The sequence below is a fragment of the Symbiopectobacterium purcellii genome (genome assembly GCF_052050035.1).
Taxonomy (GTDB): domain Bacteria; phylum Pseudomonadota; class Gammaproteobacteria; order Enterobacterales; family Enterobacteriaceae; genus Symbiopectobacterium; species Symbiopectobacterium purcellii_A.
The window spans coordinates 320,139-332,480 of record NZ_CP189882.1 but is presented as its reverse complement, the minus strand read 5'-3'; the positions used below and the strand labels follow the sequence as shown (position 1 = coordinate 332,480).

General features: G+C 50.7%; 11 protein-coding genes, 1 pseudogene and 1 other annotated feature. Of the genes and pseudogenes, 5 read left to right on the top strand and 7 right to left on the bottom strand.

Annotated elements, in window-relative coordinates:
* Positions 1–158: 158 nt before the first annotated feature.
* The 3 genes and pseudogenes from ACQGXV_RS03330 to btsR all read right to left on the bottom strand — a co-directional run.
* Positions 159–980, bottom strand: a pseudogene (locus ACQGXV_RS03330) (helix-turn-helix domain-containing protein); the annotation flags it as partial.
* A gap of 196 nt (positions 981–1,176) precedes the next feature.
* Positions 1,177–1,530 carry a DUF2799 domain-containing protein gene (locus tag ACQGXV_RS03325; RefSeq protein WP_440864879.1) on the bottom strand — a complete coding sequence of 118 codons (354 nt, stop codon included), beginning with the start codon at positions 1,528–1,530 and terminating at the stop codon, positions 1,177–1,179.
* Positions 1,531–1,566: 36 nt separating this feature from the next.
* A complete protein-coding gene (gene btsR, locus ACQGXV_RS03320; protein ID WP_440864878.1) occupies positions 1,567–2,283 on the bottom strand; it encodes a two-component system response regulator BtsR in 717 nt (238 codons plus the stop codon).
* 219 nt (positions 2,284–2,502) lie between these two features.
* On the opposite strand from btsR, the gene ACQGXV_RS03315 reads away from it, so the two are divergent.
* Both ACQGXV_RS03315 and tyrA read left to right on the top strand, forming a co-directional pair.
* The gene (locus ACQGXV_RS03315) at positions 2,503–3,576 is read left to right on the top strand and encodes a 3-deoxy-7-phosphoheptulonate synthase (protein WP_440864877.1); all 1,074 of its coding nucleotides are present in this window, start codon (positions 2,503–2,505) and stop codon (positions 3,574–3,576) included.
* Between the two features lie 6 nt (positions 3,577–3,582).
* A complete protein-coding gene (tyrA, locus tag ACQGXV_RS03310) occupies positions 3,583–4,704 on the top strand; it encodes a bifunctional chorismate mutase/prephenate dehydrogenase (RefSeq protein ID WP_440864876.1) in 1,122 nt (373 codons plus the stop codon).
* A gap of 45 nt (positions 4,705–4,749) precedes the next feature.
* Here tyrA and pheA read toward each other — a convergent pair whose 3' ends face one another.
* The 4 genes from pheA to bamD all read right to left on the bottom strand — a co-directional run bounded on the left by pheA (position 4,750) and on the right by bamD (position 7,643).
* Positions 4,750–5,907: a bifunctional chorismate mutase/prephenate dehydratase gene (pheA, locus tag ACQGXV_RS03305; RefSeq protein WP_440867196.1), complete on the bottom strand. Its 1,158-nt coding sequence runs from the start codon at positions 5,905–5,907 to the stop codon at positions 4,750–4,752.
* 54 nt (positions 5,908–5,961) lie between these two features.
* Positions 5,962–6,085: a sequence feature (Phe leader region), on the bottom strand.
* Positions 6,037–6,084 (bottom strand): pheA operon leader peptide PheL, encoded by a 48-nt coding sequence (gene pheL, locus ACQGXV_RS03300; protein ID WP_440867194.1) that lies wholly within the window; start codon positions 6,082–6,084, stop codon positions 6,037–6,039. Its footprint overlaps the feature before it by 48 nt.
* Positions 6,086–6,247: 162 nt before the next feature.
* Positions 6,248–6,580, bottom strand: a complete 333-nt coding sequence (gene raiA / locus ACQGXV_RS03295; protein WP_440864875.1) for a ribosome-associated translation inhibitor RaiA — start codon at positions 6,578–6,580, stop codon at positions 6,248–6,250.
* Positions 6,581–6,908: 328 nt separating this feature from the next.
* Positions 6,909–7,643, bottom strand: a complete 735-nt coding sequence (bamD, locus tag ACQGXV_RS03290; protein WP_440864874.1) for an outer membrane protein assembly factor BamD — start codon at positions 7,641–7,643, stop codon at positions 6,909–6,911.
* A 133-nt stretch (positions 7,644–7,776) separates the two neighbouring features.
* Here bamD and rluD point away from each other — a divergent pair, with 133 nt between their 5' ends.
* The 3 genes from rluD (at position 7,777) to clpB (ending at position 12,213) form a co-directional block, all read left to right on the top strand.
* Positions 7,777–8,754, top strand: a complete 978-nt coding sequence (gene rluD, locus ACQGXV_RS03285; RefSeq protein WP_222157870.1) for a 23S rRNA pseudouridine(1911/1915/1917) synthase RluD — start codon at positions 7,777–7,779, stop codon at positions 8,752–8,754.
* Positions 8,755–8,763: 9 nt separating this feature from the next.
* A complete protein-coding gene (yfiH, locus tag ACQGXV_RS03280; protein WP_440864873.1) occupies positions 8,764–9,498 on the top strand; it encodes a purine nucleoside phosphorylase YfiH in 735 nt (244 codons plus the stop codon).
* A 135-nt stretch (positions 9,499–9,633) separates the two neighbouring features.
* Positions 9,634–12,213: an ATP-dependent chaperone ClpB gene (gene clpB, locus ACQGXV_RS03275; RefSeq protein WP_440864872.1), complete on the top strand. Its 2,580-nt coding sequence runs from the start codon at positions 9,634–9,636 to the stop codon at positions 12,211–12,213.
* Positions 12,214–12,342: the final 129 nt, after the last annotated feature.

The following is a 12,342-nucleotide window of genomic DNA, read 5'->3' as shown; positions in this document are numbered from 1 at the left end:
TACATCTTCTTTAGTTAGAATGCATTTACAGAGAATGTATTTTGTTAGAACGACAAATCAAATAGTTAGCACAATAAAAAGCATTCCGAGAGGAAAAATTAGTCGTTGAAATTTTATAATGCTTATATAAATCAGTATCTTAAATTATTCAACAAAGCCTCGCAGATGCCGTTCGTTTGCGGAGACATCGCCTTCGTTTTTGTGTGGTCGATATCGTTGATGGCCAGATACAGCTGGTAATCATGCTGCTCCACCTTACCACAGTACTCCGTTCCCCTGTCGGTCAGTATTCTCAGCATCGGCAGTCCCTGAGCCTCGTAGAACGGCAGTACGCGATCATTTAGCAGGTCGGCGGCAGTGATCGGCGTTTTACTCGTATAAAGCTTGCAGTGTGCCACTTTCGAGTACGTATCCACGAACGTCTGCTGGTAGATACGGCCCACCGCTTTCAGATTGCCAACGTAGAAGGTGTCCTGCGACCCGAGATAACCCGGATGAGCCGTCTCGATTTCGCCGCTGGCCTCATCATCATGCGCCTTTTTCTCCAGCGCTGCGATTTGGACATCGGTAAGCACGATGCCTTCTCTGGCAACTTTTTCCTCAAGCGCCTTCAGGCGTTTACGGAAGTTCTCCAGATCGTGCCGTTGCCAGATGGACCGCACGCCGCTGCCGGAGATAAATACGCCTTTTTTACGCAGCTCATTACTGGTCCGGTGCTGCCCGTGGGCCGGGAACTCAACGGCATATTCAACAACCGCGCGTTCAGTGGCTTCGTCGGCGCGGTTCTTCAGGTTGGGAACCCGGCGGTTCTGGTTAACCAGTGCATCGATGCCACCTTCAGCAGCCAGTTCCTAATAACGGTAAAACGTGTCGCGCGACACGCCCATGATCTTGCAGGCTTTTGATACGTTACCAAGTTCTTCGGCGAGATTGAGCAGGCCGGCTTTGTGTTTGATGATGGGACTGTTAGTATGAAGCATGAGAGTTACCTCGCGTTTTGTTTAAGGATTAGACACCCATATCAAAACCGGTGACTCTCAACCTTTCAAGGTCATGTGTCAGATCAAGTCGCGACTAATACAAGTTATAAGACTCGTTAATGTAGTACCCATCCTTGTAACGTGTAAATCAATGAACGGTAGAAAGCATCATTCTCTGTAATATTAAGTAGTACCATCAGTTATTACTGGCAATATATTTTTGCCAACTGGATTTGAGTTGCTCAGCATTTTCTACACTGTCACAGCTGGCGGGAAAATCTTTTCCCGCTTTTCCCCACTCCTCCAGTCGGGTTGCATGGCACAATGTTGCTTGTCCATCCTGATAACCCTGTAAGTAATGTGAGCGATCAATGGCTGTATCACCAGACCATTCCACCAGTGCATCGTTATCTTTCACCACGTTTCCGGCCATGGCATCGTTGAGCCCCATGTTATACCAGACGGAATGGGATTTTTCCGGTGACGGTGTCTGAGAGGTTTGACAACTGGCAAGCAACAATGTCAGGCATAATACGTATCCGAATCTCATCCCATTATCCTTATCAGAGGGCGGTTTCTGTCGGTATCAAGCAATACCCAGCTTCTCTTTCAAACTTTTTAAATAGCGTCGGCTCACAGGAATATGTTTACCGGTGTGGGTAATGACTTCTGCACCACCGTTATCCATCAACTGTATTTCCTGAAGCAGCTCTGTGTTCACCATATATTGGCGATGACAGCGTACAAAAGGCGTTTTCTCTTCCAGCGTTTTTAGCGATAGCTGGGTATAACCTGACTGATTAAGCCCTACTACATGGACGCCGCTCAGTTCTGAACAGAGGTATTCCACTTCCTCAATTTTAAGAAGAAAAATACGGTTGTGGCCGTGGCACGGGATATGCCTCAGTTGTGGCTCCGCAATAAGTTGTACATTTTTATTTACGGATGTGCCGCGACGAAGACGATTGAGGGTTTTTGCCAGGCGCTGGTTGTCCAGCGGCTTAAGCAAATAATCAAAGGCATGTTCCTCAAAAGCGCGCACCGCGTATTCGTCATAGGCGGTGACAAAAACAACGTAAGGCATGCTGTCAGGATCGAGCATGGCAACCAGTTCCAACCCACTGATTTTCGGCATCTGGATATCAAGAAAGATCACATCCGGTTGAAGCCGGTTAATCATCGGTATCGCTTCCAGTGCGTTGCTGCACTGCGCTATCACCTCGATATCATCTTCTTTATCCAGTAGTAGCAACAACTCTTCACGAGCCAGTTGCTCGTCATCAATTAGGATGGCTCTCAGCATGCTTTCCTCCTGTTGCATTGATTCTATCACTATTTGCATTGAGATAAGCGAGGAAAGCCGGCGGCAAGCAAAGCGAACGCATTATTCAAGTGTACAGTGTATTAGTAATTTTAAACTTACACTCCATGGATTGAAATCTTTACATGGTGTGGTATCTTGAACTCAATATGGAGGCGGAAAGCGCGCTACGCTACTCAAGAACTGTCCAGGAAAATGAACATGCAAAAAGATTCGCTCAACAACATCAATATTGCCGATGAACAAGTACTGATTACGCCCGATGAGATTAAAGCAAAATATCCCCTCAATAAGCAAGAAGAGCAGGCCATTTCCACGGCGCGCCGAACCATTTCCGATATTATCCAAGGGCGTGATAACCGTTTATTGGTGGTGTGTGGACCCTGTTCCATTCACGACACGGATGCTGCGTTGGAGTATGCCCGCCGGTTGCATACGCTATCAGCCGAATTGAGCGATCGGTTGTACATCGTAATGCGCGTTTATTTTGAAAAACCGCGTACTACCGTCGGTTGGAAAGGTCTGATCAATGACCCTTATATGGATGGCTCCTTCGATGTAGAGGCGGGTTTACACATTGCACGTGAGCTGCTGCTCAACCTGGTAAATATGGGGCTGCCTTTGGCGACAGAAGCATTGGATCCCAACAGCCCACAATATCTGGGCGATCTGTTCAGCTGGTCAGCGATTGGTGCGCGTACCACTGAATCGCAGACGCACCGCGAAATGGCATCTGGCCTCTCGATGCCTGTAGGTTTCAAGAACGGCACCGATGGTAGCCTGGGTACGGCCATTAATGCGATGAAAGCAGCGGCAATGCCGCACCGTTTTGTGGGGATCAACCAAACCGGCCTGGTGTGCCTGTTGCAAACCCAGGGTAACAGCGACGGCCATGTTATTTTGCGTGGTGGCAAACAGCCAAACTACAGTGCACAAGACGTAGCGGAATGTGAAAAACAGATGCAGGCGGCGGGCTTAACGCCTTCACTCATGATAGATTGCAGCCATGGCAACTCGAATAAAGATTACCGTCGCCAACCGCAGGTGGTGTCATCCATTGTCGAGCAAATTAAAGCGGGTAACCGTTCCATTATTGGCATGATGCTGGAAAGTCATATCCATGAAGGTAATCAGTCATCGGAGCAACAGCGTTCGGCAATGCAATATGGCGTATCGGTGACGGATGCCTGCATCAATTGGGAAAGCACCGATGCGTTGCTGAGATCGGTGCATCAGGAGCTAGGGGCGGTACGCCGTTCATCGTTGGGAGAATAACAGAACATGGTTGCAGAACTGACCGCGTTGCGGGATCAGATTGATGAGGTGGATAAGGCGCTGCTGGGGTTGTTGGCGCGTAGGCTGGCATTAGTGGCAGAAGTCGGAGAAGTAAAAAGCCGCTATGGTCTCCCTCTCTATGATCCCGATCGCGAGGCTGCAATGCTGCGTTCTCGCCGTGAAGAGGCTGAGGCTCTCAACGTGCCAGCGGATCTTATTGAGGATGTTCTGCGCCGGGTGATGCGAGAATCCTACGCCAGTGAAAATGACAAAGGTTTTAAGACTCTGTGTCCGCAACTGCGACCTGTTGTCATTGTGGGAGGACGTGGGCAGATGGGACGTATGTTCGAAAAAATGTTGCGTCTGTCCGGCTATGAAGTAAGGCTGTTGGAAAAAGAGGACTGGCCTCAGGCTGAGAGCCTGTTGGCGGATGCTGGCATGGTGATCGTTAGCGTGCCCATTCATGTGACAGAACAGGTGATTGCACAGTTACCGCGCCTGCCGGAGGATTGTATTCTGGTGGATCTGGCGTCGGTGAAAAATGGGCCGTTGCAGGCGATGCTGGCGGCACATTCCGGCCCGGTAGTCGGCTTGCACCCGATGTTCGGACCAGACAGCGGTAGCCTTGCCAAGCAGGTCGTGGTGTATTGTGATGGTCGCCAGCCTGAAGCTTACCAATGGTTGTTGGAGCAGATTCAGGTATGGGGCGCCCGACTGCATCGCATCAGTGCGGTTCAACACGATCAAAATATGATGTTTATTCAGGCGTTGCGTCACTTTGCCACGTTTGCCTACGGGTTGCATTTGGCGGAAGAGAATGTGCAGCTTGAGCAGTTGCTTGCGTTGTCTTCACCGATTTACCGGTTGGAGTTGGTGATGGTCGGGCGGTTGTTCGCACAAGACCCGCAGCTTTATGCCGATATCATCATGTCATCCGAAAATAATCTGGCCCTGATCAAACGCTATTACGCCCGTTTCGGCGAAGCGATTGCACTGTTGGAAAGCAAAGACAAAGCGGCGTTTATCGCCAGCTTCAAGAAAGTAAAGCACTGGTTTGGCGATTATGCCCAGCGCTTTCAGGTGGAAAGTCGCGCTTTGCTGAAACAGGCTAATGATAGCCGCATCTAGATAGCCGCCATGGTGCTCCCAGCCAAGCGGCTGGGAGCGCTATACTCAGTGCATCTCAACGGGGACGACGTTCTCACTCGGGTAACAGCCAAGCACTTTCAGCGAGCGCGTAATGCCCGATAGCTCTTTCAGTGCTTTTTGTAATTCATCCCCGCGCAAGTTAGCCTGCACATCAATATAAAATATCTCTTCCCAGGTTTTACCGTAAATAGGACGAGATTCCAGTTTTGTCATAATGATGCTGTGTTCGCGTAGCACCAGCAGTGCTTCCACTAATGCCCCCGATTGCTGACCCGTCGCCATAATCAAGGTGGTTTTGGCAGGTACTTGCTCAGAGACATCAATCGGCTTACGTGCCAACACGATAAAGCGGGTGGTGTTTTGGGTCTGGTTCGCCAGGTTATGTTCCAGCACGCGCAGTTGATAAAGTAATCCACCGGCCTCGCTGCCGAGCGCAGCGGCGTGGGGCGAATTCAATGAGGCGACTTTTTCCATCGCAGCCGCGGTACTTTCACAATACTCGATTTTCCACTGTGGATAGCGCTGGATAAAATTGCTGCACTGTTGGAAGGGCTGGGGATGGCTGTAGACGGTCGTGATTTGGCATAAGTCAGTGTCAGTAGCGACCAGCATACAGTGATCGATGGGGTGGGTGAGTTCGCCCACAATCGACAGCCCGGTATGTTGCAGGAGGTCGTACACATCATTGATTGCACCCGACGTGGTGTTCTCAATGGGCAGAACGCCGTAGTCCGCCTGACCGGTTTCCACCATCGCGAAGATATCCTGAAACTTCTGGCAGCCGCACTCAAACAACTGTTCAAAATGGCGCGCGGCGTATTGCCGGGCTGCCAGATGGGAGTAGGAGCCTTTAGGGCCAAGAAAGGCGACACGCGCCGAGTGGGCTCCGGTGGGGTTAAGATGGTGCTGCAACAGTGCCTGCTGCGTTAGCACTGAGTCTTCAATAATCAGTTGAAACAGGCGCGTAATATAGTGCCCATCAAGATGATGGGGCTTTGCCGCCTCGATAAGCTTATCCAGCAAATCTCTTTCTCGTTCTTTGTCGCGAATCGGGCGATGCGTATGTAATTTCGCGCGTGCCACTTCCAATGCCAACTCTCGCCGTTCGGCCAGCAGTTCAAGCAGTTTTAAATCCAACTCGGTGATGCGCTCACGTAAGGCCAGTAAAGGGTTGTCTGTCATGGTTGTGTTACCTGTAAGCTCATTTTTATCCATACAGTGCGTATAAATAAGTGCATAAAAAAAGCCCCCTGTTCAGGAGGCTTTCTGGTTCGTCTTCGTATTCTTTCAATATGACGAATCGCCTCCCAATCAGGGTAAGGTAAAAAAGAATACGAAGAAAAACGGTGTATGGCTCATTGGTTACCTGTTAAGCGCTGGCGCTTTCGTGGGGAAAAAGTACCCCTGTAAAGTAACTGTTGGCTTTTCGTTCTGTCAACTAAAAAGCGAAGGCGTCTTATCCTCAGAAACAACAACGCGCCCTGACGGCGCGTTGTTGGCTACTGTTATTTGAAGATTTCGGTTACAACAACTCAATACCTGCGTCTTTGGCACCGGCCGTTGTTGCCCGACGTGCTTCTCCCTTATGCTGCATTTTGTTCAGTTGGCGCTCCAGTTTCGCGAGCAGCTCATTAATGGCAGCGTACATATCCTCGTGCTTGGCGCTGGCAACCAAGGGACCATTGGGCGTACTGATGGTCGCGTCGACAACAAAACCCACCGGTTCTTTGGATAAAATAATATGTGGGTTAATCAGGTGAGTTTGCCATTTATCCAGCTTGGTTAGACGGTCTTCGACATGCTGACGTATTGCGGGGGTGATTTCCATTTGCTTACTGGTAATGTTGATCGTCATATAACATACCTCTCTGCTTTTGCCGTCTCACTTAGATAACTTCAGCATAGCCGTAAATGGGATAAAAATCGTGATCTACATCACTTTTATTTGGCTGGTCGGATCACCTCGTTGCAATTTGTGAAGCACATAGAGGAAGCGTGACGCAAGGCTTGAGACCTGATGCAACTGGTGGCATTATCAATGAGATCGATGGCGTCCAGACAAGGTCAGTGGCGGGATGATGCTCGGATACTGTTCCGACGTTGGAATAACAAAACGGCAAACCAAGGTTGCCGTTTTTTTTATGTTTACACGTGTGCTTAGGCCGGGGCGTGTTGCTTTCTGGTTAAGCGGGATTAGCCTCGACGATTTTCGCGACTTTATCCGCCTGACCCAGCAGTCGGAGTTCTCTGTAAGCATTTTCCATCAACGGAAGCGCTCTTTTCGTCGCTAGCGTGTCTGGGAAATCTCGCATCATTTGTTCTACACGATTAACAACGGCGACGTAGGCACCGCGTTTGGTGTAATATTCGGCGACGGAGAGTTCGTATTTAGCTAAACGTTCTTTCAGGAATACCAGACGTTTGCCCGCATCCGTGGCAAACTGGCTGCGGGGATACGCTTGCAGCAACTGGCGGAAGTCACGAAATGCCGCGCGTGCATATTGCGGATCGCGGTCAGAGCGGTCAACGCCGAAGAACCCCTGAAGTGCGCTATCATCCTGAGCCATGTTGGTTAAACCACGCATGTACAGCGCATAGTCCACACTCGGGTGTGTAGGGTTAAGCCGCAGGAAACGATCGATTGAGGCTTGCGCCATCGCCAGTTCTGCGGATTTGTAGTAAGCATAAATCAGGTCAAGCTGCACTTGCTGAGAATAGGGCCCGAAAGGATATCGGTTATCCAATGCTTCCAACTGCATGATTGCTGCTTTAAAGTGACTGTCCTGCAATTTTTGTTGAGCGGTAGCATAAATTTCAGAAGGCGGACTGTCGGGAACCGTATCCTTGGAGCTGTTGGAACAACCCGCCAGCGCCAGGCTCAACGTGGCTGCAGCCACCAGATATTTCATACGCATCATAACGTTTTGATTATCCTCACAGTGTTATGCCGGGAGACTGGCCGTTACGCTCCCGGGTAAGACTAGCTACAACAGTACATTATTTTAAACGGCATCGCCGCGAAAACCCAACGTTAACGAAGAAGCTGCAACTATGGCACAACAAGTACAACTCACCGCAACGGTGGCTGAGTCTCAACTCGGTCAACGGTTAGATCAGGCTTTGGCCGAATTGTTCCCTGATTATTCACGTTCTCGCATAAAAGAATGGATCTTGGACGATCGGGTACAGATTAACGGCAATGTGATAAATAAGCCAAAAGAGAAAGTGTTAGGCGGTGAAGCCATTACGATTGATGCCTTGATCGATGAAGAGGTTCGCTGGGAAGCACAAGATATCGCACTGGATATCGTTTATGAAGATCAAGACATTCTGGTGATCAATAAACCCCGCGATCTGGTGGTTCACCCTGGTGCGGGCAATCCGGACGGTACCGTGCTGAATGCGTTGCTGCACCATTATCCGGCTATTGGTGACGTACCGCGTGCTGGTATTGTACACCGCCTGGATAAAGACACCACGGGGTTGATGGTGGTAGCGAAAACCGTGCCAGCGCAAACGCGATTGGTGGAATCGCTCCAGGCGCGTGAAATCACGCGTGAGTACGAAGCTGTTGCGATTGGTCGCATGACGGCGGGCGGCACGGTCAATGAACCGATGAGTCGCCATCCCACCAAACGCACCCATATGTCAGTGCATCCCATGGGAAAACCGGCAGTGACCCATTACCGCATTATGGAGCATTTCCGTAACCACACGCGTCTGCGTCTGCGTCTTGAAACCGGTCGTACACACCAGATTCGTGTTCATATGGCGCACATTAACCACCCGCTGGTGGGCGATCAACTTTATGGCGGCCGTCCTCGCTTGCCTAAGGGGGCATCAGAGGAACTGGTGACCGCACTGCGCTCGTTCGATCGTCAGGCGTTACACGCGACCATGCTGCGCCTTTATCATCCGATCAGTGGGATAGAAATGGAGTGGCATGCCCCCATACCACAAGATATGGTTGATTTGATTGAGGTATTAAAAGCGGACGCTGAAGCGTTCAAAGATCAATATGACTGGTGAGAGAGGCTGATGACGAGCGAACTGATACTGCCTGACTGGCCTGCACTGCAACGTGTGCGCGCCTGTAGTACCACGCGAAGGGGAGGCGTGAGCCAAACGCCCTATGATTCGTTGAATCTTGGTGCGCACGTGGGCGATCGGCCAGAGGCGGTGTTAGATAATCGTCAGCGACTGGTCACATTGGAGGATTTGCCTGCTATGCCACAGTGGCTAAATCAAGTGCATGGAACGCAGGTGATTTCATTAGCGTCTTCAGTGTCAGGCGTACCGACCGGCGATGCCGCGTACACCAATCAACCCAGTCTGGTGTGTGCGGTAATGACGGCAGACTGTTTGCCGGTGCTGTTTTGCTCGGATAGCGGTGATGAAGTGGCTGCCGCGCACGCGGGTTGGCGCGGCTTGTGTTCTGGCGTGCTGGAGGCAACATTGCATCATTTTCGCGCACCCACATCGTCCGTGATGGCATGGCTTGGGCCGGCGATCGGGCCGCAGGCGTTTGAGGTTGGCCCAGAGGTACGTGATGCATTTATTGAACAGCACACTGCTGCCGCAGACGCATTTATCGCTAAGGGTAACAAGTTTATTGCCGATATCTACCAGCTAGCGCGTTTGCGCTTGCAAGCTCAAGGAGTGACGAAAATTTTTGGTGGCGATGCCTGTACTGTGACTCAGGCCGACAAATTTTTCTCGTATCGCCGCGATGGAACCACTGGTCGTATGGCAAGTTTAATCTGGCTGATATAACCTACTGAATTAAGACGATCCATGGCAAGTAACTGCATTCCTCCTATTATTACTGGCAAAATAATCTTGAAATTTTGAGGGATGACCTCATTTAATCTCCAGTAGCAATTTTGACCAGTATGTATGGGAGGAGTTATGCGTCTGGATCGTCTTACCAATAAATTCCAGCTTGCCCTTGCGGATGCGCAATCTCTTGCGCTCGGTAAGGATCATCAGTTTATCGACCCGTTACACGTCATGAGTGCGTTGTTGCAGCAGGAAGGCGGCACGGTCAGCCCGCTGTTGACCACGGCAGGTGTAAACACGGTTCGCTTTAAAAACGACATTGAGCAGGCCATCGCACTCTTACCTCAGGTGCAGGGCGTTGATGACGATGTGCAACCCTCCAATGAATTCGTCCGTACTCTCAATCTGTGTGACAAGATTGCACAGAAGCGCGGCGATGCATTTATCTCTTCCGAACTGTTTTTGCTGGCGGCGCTGGACACGCGCGGCACGTTGAGCGATCTCCTTGCTCGGGCTGGGGCAACCAAAGAAGCCGTCTCTAAAGCCATTGATCAGGTACGTGGTGGTGAACAGGTGAACGACCAAAATGCGGAAGATCAACGACAAGCGCTAAAGAAATTCACCATCGATTTAACCGAACGCGCTGAACAAGGCAAATTGGACCCGGTGATTGGCCGTGATGAGGAAATTCGCAGAACCATACAGGTACTGCAACGCCGTACTAAAAATAACCCGGTGTTGATCGGTGAACCTGGCGTCGGGAAAACGGCAATCGTAGAAGGATTAGCACAGCGTATCGTCAACGGCGAAGTGCCTGAAGGGCTGAAACACAAACGTGTGCTGTCGTTAGATATGGGGGCATTGATTGCCGGTGCCAAATACCGTGGTGAATTCGAAGAGCGCCTGAAAGGCGTGCTAAACGATCTGGCAAAACAGGAAGGCAGCGTCATCCTGTTTATCGATGAGTTGCATACTATGGTTGGCGCGGGTAAGGCGGACGGTGCAATGGATGCGGGTAACATGCTGAAGCCCGCATTGGCGCGCGGCGAGTTGCATTGCGTCGGCGCTACCACGCTGGATGAGTACCGGCAATACATTGAGAAAGACGCTGCCCTGGAACGCCGATTCCAAAAGGTGTTTGTGGCGGAACCCAATGTTGAAGACACCATTGCGATTTTGCGTGGGCTTAAAGAACGTTATGAATTGCACCATCACGTACAGATCACTGACCCGGCGATTGTGGCGGCGGCCATGTTGTCGCACCGCTATATTGCCGACAGACAACTGCCGGATAAAGCCATTGACCTGATTGATGAAGCCGCATCAAGCATTCGTATGCAGATGGATTCGAAACCGGAATCACTGGATCGCTTGGACAGGCGCATCATCCAGTTAAAGCTGGAACAGCAGGCGCTGAAAAAAGAATCTGACGAGGCCAGCCAAAAGCGGCTGTCCTTGCTGAACGAAGAGCTTGAGCAGAAAGAACGCTACTACTCCAAACTTGAAGAAGAGTGGAAAGCCGAGAAAGCCTCTCTGAGCGGTACGCAAAATATCAAGGCCGCGTTGGAACAAACGAAGATCGAACTGGAGCAGGCGCGTCGTCAGGGTGATCTCGCCCGCATGTCGGAGTTGCAGTATGGGCGCTTGCCCGAGCTTGAAAAACAGCTAGCAGCGGCGACGCAGGCGGAAGGGAAAACCATGCACCTGCTACGCAACAAAGTGACCGACGCCGAAATTGCTGAAGTGCTGGCAAGATGGACGGGAATTCCCGTTGCGCGCATGCTGGAAAGTGAACGAGACAAGCTGCTGCGTATGGAGCAAGAACTTCATCAGCGCGTTATTGGGCAAGATGAAGCTGTCACCGCTGTGGCGAATTCAATTCGTCGCAGTCGTGCAGGCCTTTCGGATCCTAACCGACCTATCGGCTCGTTCCTGTTCCTGGGACCAACCGGGGTGGGGAAAACCGAGCTGTGTAAAACGCTGGCAGCTTTCTTGTTCGACAGCGATGACGCAATTGTGCGTATCGACATGTCAGAATTTATGGAGAAGCACTCGGTGTCACGTTTGGTGGGCGCACCTCCGGGATATGTGGGGTATGAAGAAGGGGGATATCTCACCGAAGCGGTTCGGCGGCATCCTTATTCCGTGATCCTGCTTGATGAAGTTGAAAAAGCCCATCCGGATGTGTTCAACATTCTGTTGCAGGTGCTTGACGATGGGCGATTGACGGACGGGCAGGGCAGAACGGTGGATTTCCGTAATACGGTTATCGTGATGACCTCGAATCTGGGTTCCGACCTTATTCAGGAACATTTCGGTGAAATGGATTATGTCGGGATGCGTGACATGGTTCTGGATGTGGTCAGCCATCGTTTCCGTCCGGAGTTTATCAACCGTATCGATGAAGTCGTGGTGTTCCACCCATTAGGCCAGGCACACATCATGTCCATCGCACGTATTCAGTTGCAGCGGTTGTACAAACGACTGGAAGAACGTGGCTATCAGGTCACGATGACCGAGGCGGCATTGGAACAATTGGGGCTGAGTGGGTTTGACCCGGTTTACGGTGCCCGACCGCTCAAACGCGCTATACAGCAGCAGATTGAAAACCCATTGGCCCAGGAAATCCTTTCGGGCAAATTGATTCCGGGGAAACCGGTCACTTTGGATGTAGAGGGCAGTGAACAGCATATTGTTGCCAGGCAGTAATTAATGCAGTGTTTTTTTATACGGCGTGGTTGTGTTAAAAATAAGCGCTTGGAATTTTTTTTGCATTTAACGGAGACTGTAAAATAATCTGTGTAAATGGCATTTTGAGGAAAACCTTCAAAGGATAAC